Raw genomic sequence first — 20,599 nt, forward strand, 5'->3', positions numbered from 1 at the left:
ATTTAATACTGCTATAAGTATATTAGAAACTTTCATTTAACTCCCTAAACATTTGAATTGTATTAATATATGTTACATTAAAATGATTACAGACCTCGGGAATTTTTATTCTATTTTTTCTTTCAGGTTGACTTTTCTCATATGTAACTATTGTCCAATTGTTACTCATAGCAAATGCTATAAGCCATGGATCAGCTAAATCAGTTTCTAGAAACTCTTGAATCGCATTTGGTGTATAATGATGAGACATTGAATTTGTCCAGCTTACAATTGAAATATAATTCTGAAGAACACCATCTGTATTTATAAAAAAATTACTTGACAAGTTAGAATCACACCATAATTTTAACTCGTCTTCATGAGAGGAATTGTCATATATCTCTTTTTTAACTTTATCAATGCTTGATATTATACCTGCTTGAGATAATGAATTGATTTTCAACCAAAAACTTTGAACTACATCTAGAGGATAGATTGAACGATGTGCTTGTATAAAAAAGTTAGAATCTAAAATATATTTATTCATGCTTGGAATAAATATTCGTTAATAAACTTCTCGTAAGTATTACCCTTTAAACTAGTTAATTTATATGCATCGCGGTATAATAAGTTATTTTCATTTACTGCATTGTTTACATAACTAGCGAATCTCAAACTAATCCGTTTTTTAGCAGTTGCATAAAAATTTCCACCAGAACTTTGATTTTCCTTTTTAAACTTAAATTCTTCTATGTAACTATTGTAAAAATCAAAAAATGCTTCTTTCGTCATCAAACCTAAATCCAAAGCTCTTCTAGCAATAACAATTGGACTGACTTTGAATACCCTACTTAAATACTTAATATTTTGACTGTTTTTCCATTTTTCCCTAAAAAACAATTCAGGTGCTAAAAATTCAGCGGCAACTTTATCACATAACACTTCTATTGGATCATCCGCTGGAAGCATTTGTTTGTTATCAAAACCAGCACTTTCGCCTAACCAAATATGAGCAATTTCGTGGATAAGGGTAAACATTTGTGCTGCTTTTGCATCTGCTGAATTAATAAAAAGAAAAGGAGCTTTTTTATTAACTAGCACAAATCCTCTACATTCTTCAACTAATATTTTCCTTCTAGTGTTATTTCCAACGATTCCATTGAAGTTAACTATTATTCCAATTTCCTCAATTTGTAAAGTTAGATAATCTAGAGCTTGTTCCCAGGTACCAATTTTACTAGCCCAATTATCAGGTAGTTTTAAGGTATTCCTTATGTCATTTGCTATTTCCTTAAAATCAGAATTATTATCGTATTTACCAACAAAATCCAAATCAGGATAATCACTTTCCTGTAAATAATTTGTTAACCAATTTTGTCTATCCTTTATTATTTGAATAGTGTGATAAACATTTAAAGAAACTTTATCTCTAGGTGCCGCCCCAGTTCTAAAAAATGGTATAGGTATCTCCTCTTTTGGAGGTTCATTCATAAACATATAACCAAAAGGAACATGCACTTTATGAGTAAAATTTTCTAATTGTTTTAAAGTAGGTTTTTTTTTACCTTCTACCCAATCCAAAACATCAGGATTGTCCACATAAAACTCATCAAGACTATTACCTGCTCGAGTAATTGCCCAATTTATTATATTAGAATTTATGTTTTCAATCCTTGTTGCCATTACACAAATATAAATTAATATTTCTTATTGATTTCTCTGATTTAGTTTTGGTTAAGCACTTAAATAAAAAGGTTACTTATATTCTTGATGAACTATTATATATTTAATTCCCCTACCTATGCATCTTATCTAAAATCTCTATAATCTCGGTTTTCTTACGGACAGAAACCGGTACATTTTCTCCATTCTTCAACATTAAATAACCGCCATCTGTTTTGATATATGCGCTGATGCATTGTAGATTGACCAAGTGACTTTGGTGTACACGAACAAAATCGTGACTGCTTAATAAATCGGCAAAGTATTTTAGTGTCTTTGTTACGAATATCTTGCGTTTATCTTGAAGGTGGAAAATGGTGTTATTACTATCGGATTCACACCGAATGATATCGTCTAGACTAACAATGATAATTTGGTCTAGTGTATGTAACGATATCTTATTAGGTTTTTTTTCTGGCGCAGAAATGGTCTCCTTTAAAATCTGTAAACGCTCTTTATTAGGCTGTAACTGCTCTTTTGCCCTTGCAATCGCTAAACCTAAATCTTCGTTGGAATAGGGTTTTAACACATAGTCGATTGCAGCAAATTTAAAAGCACGTATAGCAAACTCATCACTCGCGGTTACAAATATGATCTTCGATTTTAAGTCTGGAAAAATCTCTAAAATATCAAAGCCTGTACCGTCACCTAACATGATATCTAAAAACAGAATATCGGGCTGATTTTTACGCAGTACTTTGGCAGCTTCCACTACACTCTGCGCCGTGGCGATAATTTCAATTTCTGGGTGCTGCGTCTCAATATCCCTTTTTAAAAGGGTTAAGGCGTCAATCATATCTTCTACTATTATCGCTGTATGCATAGGTCTTTAATAATCTGTTAGTAATGGTATTTTAAAGGCAATCTTGGTACCTTCAATGCTACCATCTTCATTTTTTATTTCACTGATATGCAAGGTGTTTTTACCTGCAATGGATTCCAATCTTTCTTTGGTAACGGTCAATGCCATTGATTGATGGTCCGTTTTTACCTTTTCGTTCTGTGATTTAAAAATACCCAATCCGTTATCAATGATACTACAATGCAAATGGGTTTTTGAGGTAGTGAAGCCTATTTCCAATTTCCCTTCCTTTTCGCCTTTCAATATTCCGTGTCGTATGGCATTCTCCACAAATGGCTGAATAAGCATGGGCGGTATCAATATTTCTTCGGCATCGGGAGTGGTTTTAACTTTTATCGCGTATTCAAAAGGTTTTTGCGCCATTAACTGTTCTACCTCTATGTAGTGTTTTAAAGCTTTTATTTCTTGGTCTAGACCGATATGCTCTTTTCTTGAATTTTGTAGTGTTTCCCGTAACAGTATGGCAAAACTATTAATGGTAGCATCCATCTTATCTGGTTTGGTGCCTGCCATTGCCTTTACACCATTTAAAACATTAAAAATGAAATGCGGATTCATTTGTAATTGCAGCGCTTTTTGCTCTAGGGTCAACAAATAGTTTTGTGTTTTCAAGCGTTCTTGTTCCGCTTTATTCTTTGCTTTTATCTTACGTATATACCACCAACCAAAGCTTACAAGTAGTACCACCGCCAACGCCAAAACCGACCATTGAAACCAGTCTTTTTGGTATAGCGGACTATCAATGAAAAAACGGAATGCTATAGGTTCACTTTCTTGCCATCTGTAATTTCTGGATTGTACCGAAAAGGTATGTGCGCCAAACGCCAAACCTGCAAAATTCTGCTTATTCTCCTTTACCCAAGGACTCCACTCATTATCATCTAGCCGAGTTCTATACGCTACTTCATTTGGGTGGTCAACATCTACCGTTCTAAAGGAAAAACCCAACTGGGTTTGATCGGGAGTTAATTGTAATACCTTGCTCGTATTCGTCCAATCTTTTAAAATCAAGGAATCAATGCTTTTATACCGCTCTTCTACTCCCGTAAAATATACTTTTGGTGCAGCCGCCGTTTTTTTACTTTCACTGGGGATATGCTTGGTCAACCCATAAATAGCACCAAACCACAAATTGCCATCCTCATCTTTATCGACCGCATTTAAACAGGTTTCTATACCTAAGAATCCGTCGTTTCTACCAAAATGATAGATATCTACAATTTCGTTCGTTGCACTAAGTTCTATTTTATCTACACCGCGTTCAGAACCTGCCCATAGGTTGCCTTGGTCATCAAAAATAAGCTGATATATATTATTGGACGATAAGCGTTTACTACCCTTTAGCTGCTGAAAATTTACCGGATTCGTACTGTTGGCATACCAAATTCCCTTACCTGAAGTTCCCAAGAAAATAGTATCATCATGAAACAAAATGGAACCGATTGCAGTTTGTTCTTCCAAGCCTGTTCCTACAGTTGTCACTTTATTATTTTCTATATACCCCAAATGACCCTTTTGGGTTGCGTACCAAAGTTTACCATCGGCAGTTTTTACCATGCTTTTAATGAGGATATCTGTAATACCATCTCTACTAGCAAAGGTTTTGCCAATGACCAGACTGTCTTTTTCTGAATAGTACTTGAATTTCACTATACCATGTGCATAAGTTGCCGCCCATATGTAATCATCGTCTGCAATTACGGTTCTAACCCAATCGGAAGGAAATCCTTTGCTTTCATCAATGATATGATTTGCCGTGCGTTCTACCGAAACGGTATCAATCTGTATAAGGTAATTTTCGCTCGATGAAAACACCAAACTGTCTACCATTTTAGTCTCTCTAAAAAGCAAACCTCTATTATCTGACCCTGCCCATATATTGCCTTTGGCATCACTAGTGATAGTCTTGATTTTTACATCAAAAAAAGTACTCTCGTTTGGCAATGGGTGAATGCCTTCGGAATCAATTTTCGCCAAGCCTTTTTCCGAAGTGGATAACCATAATCCGTCCGGAGCGTTATGTACCGCATAAATGCGATTGCCCTTTAAGCCTGTTCCTTGATCATAATGTTTAAAATTGTTCTGAAAATACTTATAGAATCCGCCACCTGATGTAGCGATCCAAATATTGCCGTTTTCATCATTTATAACCTCTCTTATGTGTGGTGTTGCCAAACCATTGGCGGTATTCAATCTTTTTATTTCTGAAAATGTTGTGGTCTCCACAATGGTAACTCCCTCATTATCTGTAGTTATCCACAACTCATCTTCATTTTGAATTGACATGGAATTTATGCGAGAGGGCTCCGGCATTAAAAAGCGATTATCAGTTGTAGCCTTATCGATTATAAAGACACCATCATCAAAAGTTGCTGCAATAATATGATTGTCATGAGCTATGACCGACTTGAAATTATTCTTCTCAACTTTTATAATTTCGGTAGCGTTGTTACCCAATTCTTTTAATTTCCACAAAGCTTTATTGGTCGCTAGCCAGTAATAGTTTCCGTCAAAAAACACCGAATTGATTTCGCTGTTATCAATTTCTGAATTGAAATTAACCTTGCTTACCAGCTTATTTTTGCTGTAGGTATAGAGTCCATTTTTGGTCGCTAAATACAACTGACCATCAACTGGAAAAAATTGAAGTATTTGCGGAGCTTCTAGATTAACAAAGTTGTTTTTTACTTTTATGGAAAGTCCTTTTTTTGTTCCAATAAACAAGGAGTCGTTAACGGTGTAGAGCGCATCAATATAATTGGAAAGCAAGCCATCACTTTCATTCCATACTTCAAAAATTTCTCCGTCAAAATTTGCCAGTCCGCCACCTTGAGTCCCTAGCCACAAGTAGCCCATATCATCTTGTACAATATCATATACCTGTGATTGCGGTAAACCATCTGCAATGGTATATGACCGTAGCTGACTGTTTTGCGCAAACAATGGTATTGTTCCAAAACAACAGCAAAAAATCAAAAAGTATTTAATTATCAGATTCAAAAAAAACGGATATCTTTTACGTATTAAACTAACGCCAATGCTACTATAATATTTGATAAAGTGAACGGTCTTCTACCGACACATTTTGGTACTCATTAGCACCATTAGACTGCAAAATAGGTGCCAATACGCACAGCACCGTGGTTTTTCCTTTTATAATTAACGTATTGCCATTTACCGTACTTCTCCAACGAAATTTTTCTATCGGAATTTGCAAGGCAAACAATACCTCCGCCATTTCTGGGGATTCTGAGACCCAATCCATGATAGCTTCCTTATCTGCCAATTTAGGCATATCGTTGCTGTTGTCAAAAGTAAATTCCCATTCTACTGGAATATTAAATTTAAAACTATAAGCCTCACCAAATGAAGACTCTTGTCTAGTGGTTAAAGCAGTTAACCAATCTATATATACATCTGGGTAGTTTTCTCTAAATTCTTGGGATAGAAATGCCGGTCCTTTAGACTCTGCCGTTGGGTAATACCCATAGTAAGGTTTTGCCAGGTAATGTTCTGCATATTTACCGCCAAATACATTAAAATAGGGCGATGCACTTACTTGGTCCGCCTTAAAAACATGCTTCAATTCTGTTAATAATGCTTTGTTTTCGCCCAATCCACATGAATGAAAAATAATCTTGGTATTGCCCGTATATTCTTTGCAAATGCTTTCTATGTTATACTCCTTAACTGCATGTGCTAAACTCTTTACGGTAATGCGTTCGCCATTTTCCTTAATTCTCATGGACATTCCTAACCAGGCATTGCTATGGCTTACTACGTGAATTTCTTTAAAGATAACTTGGTTTTCCCCTGCCTTGTTGATGTAAGCGATTATCTCACTAATGGTATGCAAACCCTCTACAATAGGCATTCCCTGTTTTTGAAAATACTGTTTTGCATTGCTGTAATAGGTATTGTCACTCTCATCAAAACCAGCTATAAAAACGATAGATTCTTGAATGCATGTGTTTGGTAAAGCAAGTGCCGTTCCCGACTGCTGCGAAAACGGCTTCTTGCCACCAAGCATTAGCACACTCACCAATACGATAATAAAACACTTGTTCATCATTGCTTTATTTTAAAAGTCTATACTTACTACGGCATTGTCTTTTATTTCATGGTTTTCTTGCTTTTTTATCAGCTTAGAACCGTTCCATATATACGGCGTGGTAATAAATTCTACATTATTTTGAGCCAAAGCATCATCTAAGGATTTTATGTTCTTTGTAATCGTTGTTTTCAACAAAATGGTACTCTTAACTCCTTGCATATCCGAAGGAAAAACAAAATGTTCCGTCTTTAAATAATTGCTATCTGCATAGTCAATTAAACTCGCTACTTTCTTAAATCTGCCATTGTTCCAAAACACATAGCTCTTCCCTACTTGGTAACCGGTATCCACATCGGCTAAATCTACTGTAATCACATCTTCTACATTGAACAAACCAAGACTACCGTGGTTTTCAATATGAGCCGGTATAGCAGACAAACTATCTAACACCATTTTATCTAATTGCTGACCGTTTTTAAAGGCACGTAATTGGTACTTTACCTCCGTAATACCTGCTTCGTTTGTTGTACTGCTTTCATAACCGTACACGAACTTCACCTGGTTGTCCGCAATACTACCAAAGGATTTCTGCGCTATCATACCGCCCCACACCCATCCGGTCTGGTCACCTGTGGTTACTCTATACCAATGGCTTTTGATACCGTCTATTTCTTTGGAATACAGACTCTTTTCCCACAAAACCATTTTAGTACCAATATTAAGTAAGGTTACTTTTTTACTACGTACAGATGGCTTTTCTCGTAAAAATACCTTGTGTGCCAATAAATACTCATAGGTTAATTCTTCGGCTGGAATTTCTTTATCCATAACTTCAAACTCTACTTGTTCTACACTTTGCGCAAATAAATTTGCAACTACAAATAAGCAAATGAACAGGACACTTTTCTTTACATTTTTCATGATTTTAAATTTTAAGGGTTATTACTAATTAATTGCTGTTATAGCATCTTCTGTATCAAAGTCATCATCGTTCCAAGCAATGCTTCTTAGCACTTTTATGTCTTTGATCGTATATGTTTCCGTGTATTGTAATGCGGCTCTTAGAATAGTTCCTTCCTTGCCAAAAGACTGGTTAGGAAATATGTAATGTATGTCTGAAATGGGTTCGTAGGCATACTCATTTTTTATACTTGGCAGGGCAATGACCCCATCTTCACCAAGTAAATAATAGAACTCTTTTGTACTTGAGCAACATGCATTATACTCAAGAGTGATTTTTAAAATTTCGGTGATTCCTTCTAATGCCGGTTCTTCTAAAACCGAAATTCTTATTTCATCTAACAAACCAAAATCTGCAATATTCAAGGTGGCAATAGTCTTCTCTGGATTTTTGGTTTCAATGACATCTACCGCCCAGGTGTCTTCTTCCTCTTGCCCAACGGTTCTTTGGTTAGTAACATCGTAGGTATTAGTTAGTTTAAACTCTTGTGCATTAGTGGCACAAACACAAATTACGAACGCAAAAAAGATGAATTTTCTCATGATAATTATTTTAGTTGTTTCTTTCTACACTACTAAATTACTACGGAGACAAGGCTTTTATAAGGGTGTTCTAGTATTCGTAGCTATTCATCTAGAATTCGTTGAATAGCCCGTATTTATTAAAGTTTCAACATGTTTATTCTTCAATGTATTGCAAAAGAAAAACCTGCAAAATGACAGACATCTTACAGGTTTTCTTCTCCTTTCGGAGAAACAACTAACCAAAACTAACTACTTATTTTTTCAATGTTAATGTGATTTCTTTTTTAACGGATTTTAAACTTATTTTTTCAAAATCCAACAGCATACTTTCATCAACGGTCCAGCTGCCATTCTCAAATTTTTCTACACGTATAACCTTGCCTTGAGCATTGAATTTTATACGCAGACTTTCATACTTTTTTAAGTATTCCGAAACTAATTTGGCATACATCACTTTAAATTCCATCGTTAACTGTCGTTTTACATTCTTTGCTATCTCGTCTTCAAAAATGATGTTGAACGTACGTTTGAATTTACTGGTTTCTTTGATTTCAGCTTCTGCTCCTACGGCGGAATTGTTAACATTATCTGGCATTGGCAACGGCTGTTTTACTTTCGTCAACGTACCGTCTTTATTAACTATGGCTTCATCAACCGCTACAAAAGAGGTGTAATTCGTTAACAAGTTATATTTGAGTCCTAGTGCTACCACCTCAGCTTTCACATCTTCATTAAATAGCTTCTTGTAATCATCCAATTCCCCTATTCGCTTTCTAGCCCACAAATAACCCAAGGCTTTGTTCTGCTTGCTTAATTGCCCGTCAGTTACATTATACACTTGTCTAAAGCGTTTTTTACCTTGGTAACCGGTTACGATAATTTTACCTTCTGCCTTACCCTTATATTTACCGTGAACCACAACCGGTCTTGCTGAAAATACATCTGGTATGCTTTTTTGGGCAAGGTCATACATCTCAAACCCTTTAAATTCAATCTTTACTCGTGTCAATAATGGAGTTGCTATATAATTTGCAAAGTCTTTGGCCACTTCTGCAGCTTCTTCAGACGTTGTGGCAATGAACGATTCGCTGTTAGAAACCTTTGCCATACCTTCAACTAAATACCTATTTACACTAGAACCTATACCAAAAGTAAAGACACTGGCTTGGTCGAGATTGTTACGTATAAGTTCAAAGGCTTCTTTTTCAACGCTAACATAACCATCGGTAATGACCACCATAGACCTTGCTACGCTCATATCTTTTCTAGGCAGTTTATATGCTGTTTGCAGCGCACTTAACAATTGTGTGCCTCCACCGCCTTGACCTTCCGATAAAAACCGTATTGCCGCCTCTATATTCTGCTCGTTTATTTCTACAGGCACTTCGCTAAACATAGTTGAACTTGATGCAAATAGCTGAACATTGAACGTATCCGTCATTCGTAATCCACATAAAAGATTGCGCATTAAGGTTCGCGATACTTCTAAAGGATACCCGTTCATAGAGCCCGATACATCAACGATAAACAAATATTCACGTGACGGAATATCGTCTAACACCACATTCTTGTTAGGTTCCATTTGAAAAGAAAAGAAGTTTTCTTCTTCGCCTTCGTATAGTAATAATCCGGTTTGTATTTGATTGCCCCTTAAATTGTATTTCAAGATAAAATCTCTGTTCGACGGATTTTTATTTTCTTCGGATAGTACAATCTCAGCTGTTTTCGCATCAGGATAATCCACTGTAATTTCGTGTGATGCACTATTGACATGCTGAATGACCATACCTGCGTTTAGCCTAACCGAAATATCAAAATCAAAACTATCTGCAATACCTTTTGCCGTATAGGGCATTGCAAAACTACCTTCTGTTTCAGTACTTTCTCCAGTAAATCGTGGACCCACTACGGCAGGTGCCACAAACTGATATTCGCCATTTACAGGCACTAACATTTCGGTATAATAAATGTCGATCGTAATTTCATCGCCAGGCATAATATTGCCCACATTCATTTGAAATACATTGGGTCTATGTTGCTCTAACTTTGCAGCACGCTTACCTTCTTCAATGGCGGTATCGTATACTTTTTTAGCTTCTTGCTTTTCAAAAATTTTGGCAACTACAAGTCGGTCATCAACTATCATATGCATTTTATGAACCGCTGCCTGTGTAGATAGCGGAAACACATACTTGGCTTCTATAGGCTCCGTTCCTTTGTTTTGATATACTTGTGTAACCCGAACATGGGCAATGGTACCCGCTATATTTGCTTCAGTTATGGAAGATTTTAAAGGTATAGTGGCGTTCTCTGTAGAGACCAATAAATACGGACTGTCAGTATCTTGGGAAAAACCTGCAAAGCAGATTGCGCACAGTAAAAAGGTGTAAAGTAGTTTCATGATCGTTGTATTAGATTATTATTTGATGTCAAATCTAACAGTGAACAATCGCTAAAAAGGGTGGCTTTTAGTATTCGTTGGGTATTATCTAGAATTCGTAAAATTAGGCTTAACGAACTTTAAATTTTGGTTTTTCTATTTTCTCAATATGTACTTTACATTTTTCCGATAAACAAATATTCAGAATAGCTTTGTTTTAATTAATAATAAAAAAAGGATGCTACTTGACTATAATAGGTGACATCCTTTTTTCAAAACGAATTTGGTTTACTTATAAAAATCAAGTTCAGCTATTGCTGCTGAAGAATTACTTCCTGCAATTTCTACTACTTTAAACTTTACATACCTGGTAGAGTACGAATTTTTAAATTCGAAAAACCTTGGCGTTGGATCATTGATTAAATTACCAAATTCAAAAGTTTCTTTTTCTTGCCATTTTATACCGTCTTTACTAATATACATAATCCCTTTCTCGATCATACCTGTCGAAATAGTAGTAGGCGGTGTATACTTAAAAGCGGTAATTTCAGTTTCTTCGCCTAAATCCAATGCTACAAAATGGTTATTTACACCACTCTCATTAGACTGCCAGTACGTTTCTATATCCTCATCAAATAACTTTTCTGCGTTATGGTCATTTTTAGAACTACCGGTATTAAGAACCTTCCAATTATCTTTAAGCATACCAAAACTCAATTCAGTAACACTTCCTAATTCTCCGTTCATAATTGCTGCCGCCTTAACCGTACCATTTGCAAATGCAAAGGGTTTACTAAACACAGTAGAAGATTCGTTTGGCGCTTCACCATTGGTCGTATATACAATTTTCATTCCTTTGGTTAAATTACCACTTGCATTTTCACCGTGGGGTTTCCATTTAAAATCCGACATTTTTGGAGCGATATCAACCATACCCAATTCCGAGCGATGCATATCTAAAATTGGTGGTCTACTTTTATAATAGTGAGCAGTCACTTTTTGTAGCACAGGAATTGCCCTAAAATCTAATATTCGTAACCGCAATTTATTCGTTGTTACTTCGGGAAATCTCAAAATTCTTTTATAGCCTATGTTGGTGCTAACGACCAATTCTTTCCACATACCATCTACCCATGCATCTAAGGCATGATAAGATACTCGTTCACCATGTCTTTTAATATCTTCTTGAATAGCAAATCTATTGATCTTCACCCCTTTTGGAAGTGTAAATTCTAGCATTAATTTATCATTATCAAGCGCCAAAAAAGTGTCTTCATCTTCATCTAATAATTCTACCGGACCATCGGCATTTTCCAATAAATCAATACCATAAGTTTCTTTAATTCGAATACCCGTTTCTTTTAAAATATTTACATCTTCATCTGAAAATCTCCCCTCTCTATTTGGTGGAATGTTCAATAAAAAAATTGAATTACCACCAACTGATCTCTCATATATATCAAAGACATCATCTGTATTTCGTACTTTTTGTTCATCATCATTCCTATAGAACCAACCCTCTCTAATAGAAGTATTTGTTTCTGCAGGTTGGTAATGTAAGTACTTACCTTCCATTAGCTTATCAACACCAGCAACATCTTCTCCGGTGATATCTGCAAATAAATTCATTGTTCTTGGGTCTTCGGTATATGGTATTACATTCCACTCCGTGTCTCTGGTTGCACCGGCTTCATTGCCGCACCAACGTGTTCCTTCTTTACCGAATACTACTGCATTTGGTGCCAATGCCGTGATAAGCTTTTTCCAGTCCCTATACTTATATTGTTGACCGCCTTTACGTTTTGGGTGGGCACCATCAAACCAAACCTCATCAATTGGACCGTATTCAGTAAGCAATTCAAAGAGTTGATTTAAAAAATATTCATTGTAGTCATCAACTTCAAACTCAAAAGTTGTCTTATTCTCAAACGGTCTTCCTTGTACTGGTCTAGGAATAGTTCGTGTCGTATATTCGCTTAAATTACCATATAGTCCATCTTTATGTTCTATTTGATATAGATCTGCAGGCGATAAGTAAACCCCTAGTTTAATACCATATTTTTTGCATGATACTGAAAGTTCTTTAAGAACATCACCTTTCCCTTCTTTAAAAGGTGAAGACATAACCCCATGCTCAGTATATCTACTTTGCCACAATACAAAACCATCGTGATGTTTTGCGGTAATGATTACCTTTTTCATCCCCGCATCTTTCATTGCACTACACCATTGATCCGTATCTAAGTTCTCTAGATTGAAGACAGATGGGTTTTCCATACCATTGCCCCACTCCAGTTTTGTAAATGTATTTGGTCCAAAATGAACAAATGCTATAAACTCATCTTTTAATGCGTTCAATTGATTTTTTGAAGGTATAACGTGAGCTGCTTTTAAAATAACGGAATCTTTTGAATCATCACCATCTATCTCAATGGTATTCGCTGTAGCAAGGTTTAGAACTGGTTTGGGATTCTCTATGCAAGAAGCCACTACTAACAGTAGTGAAACAATTTTAAATAATGTTTTAGTTAATGTTGACTTAGTCATTGATAAAATTTTGATTGTTGTTTGGTCATTAAAATTTACGTGATGAATTTCAAATCTAGCTTAATATTCATAGCGAAACTGATGCTTAATTTGCGTTATTCAATACTTTTTTTGCAATACACTTTAAATTAATGATCAACTGACCAATATCATGTGCCACTAAATCAATGATGTATACTTTTATTGTATCAACAAACAACAATTGGTCATGAGAAGAAATATGAATCAAGAAGAATGTAAGGCGCTATTAGGACAAAACTACATTGGCAGGCTTTCATACATATCAGGAGGACACCCTTTCATTGTGCCTATTACATTTTACTACGATCCTGACACGCATTCCATTACCAGCTATTCTAGTGAGGGACACAAAATTCAAGAAATGCGAAAGAATACCTCGGTTTGTTTGGGTGTTGATGAAATAGCCTCCATAGCCAATTGGAAGTCCATTTTAGTTCAGGGTACCTTTGAGGAGCTTTCTAGAATTGATGCCAAACATATGCTACATGAATTCTCTGATGGTGTTAAAAAAGTAATAGCAACCATTTACGGTGAGCACCCAAAATATATAAGTGAGTTTTCTGCAAAAATTGATGCCGAAGAAGCGCCGATAGTATTTCGTATTAATATTAACGAACTGACCGGAAAACTTAGGGTAACCAATTTGTAAATGATACTATCTAAACCATATTAAAAAAAGCTCTCATTAAAATGAGAGCTTTTTTTTCTAATTGGTGTCAATAAGAAATCGTTTCTCAAAACTATTCTTAAGCAGTTGCCTTACCGAAGCCAATAATTCTTCTACCTGATCTAGTGTTGTTTTACGTATGTCAGCTATTTCTTCTGTGGTTAACCCTTCGTTGGTGAAGAGCTCAAATACCGTTCTCATTGGTAAGTTCATCTTATCCAAAACCAATTGCATGTGTTTATTTATACGTTCCTTATCTAAAGATGCATCGAGCTTATCTGCCAATTGCTTTTCTTCATCGGAAATGAAAACATGGTCCAATGTATAGTTACTTTTATCTAAAGAACTATCGTCCATTTCTTCTAAAAGTAAAAAGTCGCCATCGCCATCTTGGGTATAATCTTCTTCCATAGCATCCCACTCCGGTTTGGAATAGGTGTCTATATTATCAAAGAAAACGTGATCAAACTCCTCTTCTACCAAACTATCTTCCAAAAGCTCATCTACAGTTTTGAACAAAAATACATGTAGCTCGTTTTCACTCTTTATATCATCAATATTATCATACACTTCAATAAAAAGCTGATCGGTAAAATCACTGGGATCGAACATACCCTCGTTTAATTTACCATTGGCAACGGCACTATTCAATCTCTTAGAAACATATCTATATATTTTGGGTAAAATCCTCAACAATCCTTTATTAAAAGATTCTCTATTCTCTTTACGTTTAAAGGAGACCAATTTAGAATATGTTTCTTTCATTATTATACGTACATCGTTCATGGCAATTTCCATAATTGTTTACTTTTAAGATTATTACAGTATAAAATTGCAAACTTAAAGGCGTAATTCATATGATAAATGTCAGTGCCTTACCTTAAGATTTCAGATACCTTAGTACTTCGTAATTTTAATAAAACCAGCCCATGTTCAATTCTAAAGATTTCGGAATTAACGGACTCACCGACCAGCAGGTGGAAGCTTCTAAAAATGAACATGGCACAAATTCATTGAACTATAAAATAGATAATAGCTTTATAGATGCCCTTAAAAGTATTGCTAAAGAGCCCATGGTCATTTTGCTGCTGATAGCTTCATGTATTTATTTTATTTCGGGTAATTGGGGCGATGGTTTTTTCTTGGCAACCGCAATTGTTCTTGTTGGCTCCATATCATTATATCAAGATTCACGTAGTAGAAAAGCACTTGAAAATCCTAGAAACCTTACTCACCCCAAAAGCAAAGTCATACGTAATGCACAGGTTATTGAAATTGATAGCGAAGATATTGTTATCGGTGATTTTTTAATGGTGGAAGAAGGCACTACCATTTCTGCAGATGGCATAATTGTGCATTCTAATGATTTTTCTGTAAACGAATCTATATTGACGGGAGAATCTCTTTCCGTTTATAAAGATGCTACAAGTACCGATAATTCCATTTATGCGGGAAGTACCGTTGCTAGCGGTTTAGCAATTGCCCAAATTACTGCTATTGGAAACTTGACCAAACTTGGTAAAATAGGTAAAAGCCTTGAAGACATTAGCGAAGAAAAAACACCTTTGGAAATTAAGATTTTCAACTTCGTAAAATTGATGTCTATCTGGGGAGGCCTTATTTTTCTATTGGTTTGGGGCATCAATTACATGCGTTCCGGTATTTTCCTAGATAGTTTATTAAAAGCTCTGACCTTGGCCATGAGTATTCTACCGGAAGAAATACCTGTAGCTTTCACCACGTTTATGGCATTGGGAGCATGGCGATTAATGAAAATGGGTATTGTGGTCAAGCAAATGAAAACTGTGGAAACCTTGGGTAGCGCCACTATAATCTGTACCGACAAAACCGGTACCATTACACAGAATAAAATGGCTTTAGCCAAACTATTTACATTGAAAACCGGCACTATCGTCAATACTAAAGATACTTTAGGTACTGATGAAAAAGACTTAGTTACCACCTCTATGTGGGCAAGTGAACCCATACCCTTTGACCCTATGGAAATAGCCATACATAATACATATGCAAGGTCAATAGAAAATGATGAACGCCCTGATTATAAAATGGTTCATGAATACCCTTTAGGTGGTAAACCGCCCATGATGACCCATATATTTCAGAATGCAGATGGTAAACAGATTATTGCAGCAAAGGGAGCGCCTGAAGCTATTATTGCGGTATCTAACCTTACCAATACTGAAATTGATATCATACAAACTACACTTACTGAATTAGGTAAAGATGGCTATAGAATGCTTGCTGTTGGTTTGGCAATATTCGAAGGCGAAAATTACCCTGAAGAGCAACAAGATTTTAAATTTGATTTTAAAGGCATTATCGCTTTCTATGATCCACCAAAAGAAAATATTAAACAAGTACTGCAAGACTTTGACGATGCCGGTATAGCAGTTAAATTGGTTACCGGAGATAATGCAAATACCGCTATGGCCATCGCCAAACAAATAAATTTTAAAGGATACGAAAAATGTATCTCAGGTGATGAGCTAATGCTACTTTCCGATGCTGAACTTCAAGAAAAAGTAAAAGATATCAATGTATTCTCAAGAATGTTCCCCGATGCAAAATTGAGAATTGTTAATACACTAAAGAAGAACAATGAAATTGTTGCCATGACGGGCGATGGCGTAAATGATGGTCCGGCTTTAAAAGCATCACATATTGGTATTGCCATGGGTAAAAAAGGAACTGAAATCGCAAAACAAGCGGCTTCTCTTATCTTGGTTGATGATGACCTTTCTAAAATGGTAGATGCCGTTGCCATGGGTAGAAAAATTTATACCAACCTAAAAAAGGCAATTCAGTATATCATATCAATACATATTCCCATTATTCTCACGGTTTTTATTCCATTGGCATTACGGTGGGTATATCCCAATATATTTTCACCATCGCATGTAATTATTTTAGAATTGATTATGGGACCTACCTGTTCTATCATTTTTGAAAATGAACCTATGGAGAAAAATTTGATGATCAAAAAACCTAGACCTTTTTCAACAACTTTTTTCAACTATAAAGAACTGACCACTAGTATTATTCAAGGCATAATCATTACTGTTGGTGCATTGACGGCTTATCAATATTCGGTATCGTCAGGTTTCTCTGAAAACACTACGCGTACCATGGTATTTATGGTGTTAATCGTTGCCAATATCTTTTTAACCCTAGTGAATCGTTCATTCTATTATTCTATTTTCACCACCTTGAAATACAAGAACAATCTGGTTCCTATTATTATTGGTCTAACTATTACACTCTCATGGACATTATTGTACGTGCCCGTTCTAACCCGCTTCTTTGAGTTTGATAGTTTAACTATACCTCAACTAGGCACTACTATAGTTATAGGTGCTATTTCTGTACTATGGTATGAAATAGTCAAAGTAATAAAGCGTTAAAAGAAAAATATATAATTATAGCTTTTGGCCATATGCAAGATCACCGGCATCACCTATACCTGGAATGATATAACCACGGGAATTCAATTCCGGATCTACTGCCGCAATCCATAAATGCGTCCCAGTCGGGAAAACGCTTTGTACAAATTCAATACCCTGTTGTGAGCCAATAACTGAAACAATATGAATTTGTTTGGGTGTGCCATGGTCCTTTAGACCTTTTAACACATTTTCCAAAGTTCTACCGGTAGCTAACATAGGGTCTGTTAACACCAATACCTTACCTTCCAGAGACGGTGCCGCAAAATAGTCTACCACGACTTCAAACTCATCTTCGCCGTTTTCATGTTTACGGTAGGCAGATATAAAGGCGTTTTCAGCAGAATCAAAATAATTTAAAAGCCCTTGGTGCAATGGTAAACCTGCTCTTAAAATAGAACATATAACGACTTGATCTTGACTTAAATACATAGATTTATTACCAAGCGGAGTTTCTATATCTTTAGAACTGTAAAGCAACTCTTTACTGAACTCATAACCTAGCACCTCCCCTATACGCTCTATATTTCTACGAAATCGCATGGGATCTTTTTGAATCTGTACATCGCGTATTTCCGAAATAAACTGATTAAGAACTGAATTTTGGTCTCCTAAATTATGAATGGTCATTATTGCTATATTTTAATTCTAAGGTACTGTTTTCAAAAATAAAACTTGACAGTTTAAATGTGATCATTTATACTATCAAGTTTTACAAAAATTACGATGAACTGATACTTAGGCGTTCAACAAACCCCCATCAATAAGGTGGGTACAACCTGTTATATATTTACTTTCATCCGATGCTAGAAACAATGCAAGTTCAGCTACTTCTATTGAGGTGGCATAACGACCAAAAGGTACTGTAGACGTAAAACCATCTTTAACAGCATTTGGGCTATCAGGAGACATATCACTTTCTATTCTTCGCATCATTTCATTATCTACAGGACCTGGATGAATAGTATTTACCCTTATAGTTTTAGATGCATTTTCCGCAGCCGCAACGCGCATTATACCTACTACGGCATGCTTTGCAGCTACATATGCGCCCAAACCCGCAAATCCTTTTAAACCTGCAACAGATGATGTAATGATAACACTACCACCTTTTTCCATTTTAGGAATTATGTATTGACACCCCAGCCAAACACCTTTTAGGTTTACCGCAACTACCTTATCAAACACATCTTCCGGATATTCTACAATAGGCCTTGAAATGCCTTCTATGCCAGCATTTGCAAAGAAAACATCAATTTTACCAAAGGTCTCCAAAGCATGGTTCAAATACTGAATAGTATCTTCTTTCTTAGAAACATCCGCTTTAAAGTAAGACACATTTTTATTATGGAGTTTAGTACGTGCTTCAATTATGGCTTCTTCATTATTATCTACCAAAACTACTTTCACACCTTGTGCCAAGAATAATTTTGCCGATGCCATACCAATACCACCCGTACCTCCTGTTATTACCGCTACTTTATCTTTTAATCTGCTCATCTTTACATATTTTATGGTTATTGAGTTACCATTCTTCTATAAATGTAATTTGTTGAACAAGAATATAATATGACGAATATCAGTCATCAACAAGTGCTAGTTTTTTTCTTTTAAATTACTTGTATATCATATTTGGCTCATGATATTTATCATAGGATTTTTTTATGCACTCCTTTACTTTTAAATCATCAATAAAAGGTAAGCCATGAAAAATATTCTCATACCCACTGACTTCTCTAACAATGCCGATCACGCCATCTCGTATGCATTGAATGTGTTTAAATGCGAACGCGCAAATTTTTACTTTTTACATGCGTATGCCGATGAAGTTTACGGACCTTATCATAAGGTAGATGCAGAAACATTTGAGAAACAGAAGAAGATTATTGTTGATGATTCTGAGGATAAACTGAACAAACTTGTTACCGAAACCCAAACTAAAACGCATAACCCTTTACATAAATATGAAGCAGTACCCGCTTTTGAATCTTTGGTAGATGCCTTGAACAACTTTGCCGATCTAAAAAATATTGATCTTATCATAATGGGTACCAAAGGTAAAACCGCCAGCTCTAAAATAACTTTTGGCAGCAATACCGTACAAGTTTTTAAATATGTAAAATGCCCTGTTTTGGCAGTCCCTGACCAATATGATTATAGCCAACCTAAAAAAATACTTTTCCCCAGTAACTACATGATACCGTACAAACGAAGAGAATTGAAGCTACTGGATATTTTAGCGGGAGAATTTAAGGCTGAAGTTCATAGTTTATATATTTCTGATTTTGTTGATTTAAGCCATAGGCAGTTGGACAATAAAAAATTCTTGGAAGAATCATTACCTCACGCCAGGTTATCATTTGTGACCAAAGGTGTAGAAAATAGAGCCAAAGCCATCTCAACTTATATTACCGATCATAAAATGGACTTTTTGGTCATGGTAAATTCAAGACACTCCTTTCTGGAAGATATGCTGTATAAATCTACTATTGATGAAATTGGTCTTTCACCAACCATTCCGTTTTTGGTCATGCAAAATCTTTCTCGATAACTAATCTTCTATAGCCATGAAAAATTTATTGATTACTACGGATTTCTCTGATAATGCATGGAACGCCATTTTTACCGCATTGAAAACATATGCAGAAGTCGAATGCCACTTCTATTTACTTCATGCTTATGAGCCTACCCCTTTAAATCTTATGGGTGCTAAAAGTCAGCAACGACTTGGAGCAATATATGATTCTCTTTCAAAATACTCGGCTCAAGAATTAGAAGAAGTACTATCCTATTTAAAAACAAACCATAAAAACCCAAAACATCAATTTACGACCTTGTCAAAACCGGGAAACCTAGAAACCGCGGTTGAGAACGTTATCCATAAAAATGATATAGATTTTTTAATAATGGGTACACAAGGTGCTACCGGTGCCAAAGAGGTTTTCTTGGGAAGCAACACCGTAAAAGTCTTAAAGCATATCAAGAACATTCCTATTCTAACAGTACCTACCGGACATAATTTTCAAAACTTGAACCAAGTAATCTTTGCTACGGATTATAGTTCACCTTATAAGAAAAGTGTATTAGAGCCTATTCTAGAACTTTCTAAAATATGGAAAGCTTCTATTGAAATTGTACATGTTGCTTTGGAGTTTAATTTAAACGACAATCAAGAATTACATAAAGATGTGCTTAGAGAAAGACTCACCGGTCAAAAATATAAATTCAGTAACATACCGTTCGTCATAAACATATCTACAAGTATTGATGAATATGTAGGTAACAATAATGCCACTATTCTTAGCTTAATTAGACATCAACATTCATTTTGGGAGAAAGTTATAGGAGAACCGGTTGTCAACAAAATTGCATTTCATTCTAAAATTCCGGTTTTGTTTTTGCCCCAATACTAATTAGTCAA

General features: G+C 35.6%; 16 protein-coding genes. 4 read left to right on the top strand and 12 right to left on the bottom strand.

The window, feature by feature from the left end; translation table 11 throughout:
* Positions 1 to 22 precede the first annotated feature (22 nt).
* The 9 genes from YQ22_RS01360 to YQ22_RS01400 form a co-directional block, all read right to left on the bottom strand.
* Complete coding sequence (locus tag YQ22_RS01360; protein ID WP_083414161.1) at positions 23 to 526, bottom strand: DUF4411 family protein; 504 nt, start codon at positions 524 to 526, stop codon at positions 23 to 25.
* Positions 523 to 1,662 carry an ImmA/IrrE family metallo-endopeptidase gene (locus tag YQ22_RS01365; protein ID WP_071339775.1) on the bottom strand — a complete coding sequence of 380 codons (1,140 nt, stop codon included), beginning with the start codon at positions 1,660 to 1,662 and terminating at the stop codon, positions 523 to 525. The genes YQ22_RS01360 and YQ22_RS01365 overlap by 4 nt, the downstream gene beginning before the upstream one ends.
* Before the next feature lie 112 nt (positions 1,663 to 1,774).
* A complete protein-coding gene (locus tag YQ22_RS01370; RefSeq protein ID WP_071339776.1) occupies positions 1,775 to 2,524 on the bottom strand; it encodes a LytR/AlgR family response regulator transcription factor in 750 nt (249 codons plus the stop codon).
* Positions 2,525 to 2,530: 6 nt separating this feature from the next.
* Positions 2,531 to 5,563: a sensor histidine kinase gene (locus tag YQ22_RS01375; RefSeq protein ID WP_198033503.1), complete on the bottom strand. Its 3,033-nt coding sequence runs from the start codon at positions 5,561 to 5,563 to the stop codon at positions 2,531 to 2,533.
* Between the two features lie 43 nt (positions 5,564 to 5,606).
* Positions 5,607 to 6,635 carry a hypothetical protein gene (locus tag YQ22_RS01380; protein WP_156894518.1) on the bottom strand — a complete coding sequence of 343 codons (1,029 nt, stop codon included), beginning with the start codon at positions 6,633 to 6,635 and terminating at the stop codon, positions 5,607 to 5,609.
* Positions 6,636 to 6,644: 9 nt separating this feature from the next.
* The gene (locus YQ22_RS01385; protein WP_071339779.1) at positions 6,645 to 7,538 is read right to left on the bottom strand and encodes an SH3 domain-containing protein; all 894 of its coding nucleotides are present in this window, start codon (positions 7,536 to 7,538) and stop codon (positions 6,645 to 6,647) included.
* 24 nt (positions 7,539 to 7,562) lie between these two features.
* Positions 7,563 to 8,120 carry a hypothetical protein gene (locus tag YQ22_RS01390; protein WP_071339780.1) on the bottom strand — a complete coding sequence of 186 codons (558 nt, stop codon included), beginning with the start codon at positions 8,118 to 8,120 and terminating at the stop codon, positions 7,563 to 7,565.
* A 235-nt stretch (positions 8,121 to 8,355) separates the two neighbouring features.
* Positions 8,356 to 10,503 carry a VIT and vWA domain-containing protein gene (locus YQ22_RS01395; RefSeq protein WP_071339781.1) on the bottom strand — a complete coding sequence of 716 codons (2,148 nt, stop codon included), beginning with the start codon at positions 10,501 to 10,503 and terminating at the stop codon, positions 8,356 to 8,358.
* A 267-nt stretch (positions 10,504 to 10,770) separates the two neighbouring features.
* Positions 10,771 to 13,029 (bottom strand): alpha-L-fucosidase, encoded by a 2,259-nt coding sequence (locus YQ22_RS01400; RefSeq protein WP_083414162.1) that lies wholly within the window; start codon positions 13,027 to 13,029, stop codon positions 10,771 to 10,773.
* A gap of 208 nt (positions 13,030 to 13,237) precedes the next feature.
* Between YQ22_RS01400 and YQ22_RS01405 the strand changes: the two genes are divergently transcribed.
* On the top strand, positions 13,238 to 13,699 hold the full coding sequence (locus YQ22_RS01405) for a pyridoxamine 5'-phosphate oxidase family protein (RefSeq protein ID WP_071339782.1): 462 nt from the start codon (positions 13,238 to 13,240) through the stop codon (positions 13,697 to 13,699).
* Positions 13,700 to 13,756: 57 nt separating this feature from the next.
* On the opposite strand, the gene YQ22_RS01410 is transcribed toward YQ22_RS01405, so the two are convergent.
* Entirely contained in the window at positions 13,757 to 14,515 is a 759-nt protein-coding gene (locus YQ22_RS01410; protein WP_071339783.1) for a hypothetical protein, read from the bottom strand.
* 131 nt (positions 14,516 to 14,646) lie between these two features.
* Here YQ22_RS01410 and YQ22_RS01415 point away from each other — a divergent pair, with 131 nt between their 5' ends.
* Positions 14,647 to 17,139 carry a cation-translocating P-type ATPase gene (locus tag YQ22_RS01415; protein ID WP_071339784.1) on the top strand — a complete coding sequence of 831 codons (2,493 nt, stop codon included), beginning with the start codon at positions 14,647 to 14,649 and terminating at the stop codon, positions 17,137 to 17,139.
* A 15-nt stretch (positions 17,140 to 17,154) separates the two neighbouring features.
* On the opposite strand, the gene upp is transcribed toward YQ22_RS01415, so the two are convergent.
* Positions 17,155 to 17,808 (bottom strand): uracil phosphoribosyltransferase, encoded by a 654-nt coding sequence (gene upp / locus YQ22_RS01420; protein WP_071339785.1) that lies wholly within the window; start codon positions 17,806 to 17,808, stop codon positions 17,155 to 17,157.
* Positions 17,809 to 17,916: 108 nt separating this feature from the next.
* Positions 17,917 to 18,678 (bottom strand): SDR family NAD(P)-dependent oxidoreductase, encoded by a 762-nt coding sequence (locus YQ22_RS01425; protein ID WP_071339786.1) that lies wholly within the window; start codon positions 18,676 to 18,678, stop codon positions 17,917 to 17,919.
* Between the two features lie 205 nt (positions 18,679 to 18,883).
* On the opposite strand from YQ22_RS01425, the gene YQ22_RS01430 reads away from it, so the two are divergent.
* Both YQ22_RS01430 and YQ22_RS01435 read left to right on the top strand, forming a co-directional pair.
* The gene (locus YQ22_RS01430; protein WP_071339787.1) at positions 18,884 to 19,729 is read left to right on the top strand and encodes a universal stress protein; all 846 of its coding nucleotides are present in this window, start codon (positions 18,884 to 18,886) and stop codon (positions 19,727 to 19,729) included.
* Between the two features lie 16 nt (positions 19,730 to 19,745).
* Positions 19,746 to 20,591 carry a universal stress protein gene (locus tag YQ22_RS01435; protein ID WP_071339788.1) on the top strand — a complete coding sequence of 282 codons (846 nt, stop codon included), beginning with the start codon at positions 19,746 to 19,748 and terminating at the stop codon, positions 20,589 to 20,591.
* Positions 20,592 to 20,599 lie beyond the last annotated feature (8 nt).

Source organism: Maribacter sp. 1_2014MBL_MicDiv, assembly GCF_001865655.1.
Lineage (GTDB): Bacteria > Bacteroidota > Bacteroidia > Flavobacteriales > Flavobacteriaceae > Maribacter > Maribacter dokdonensis.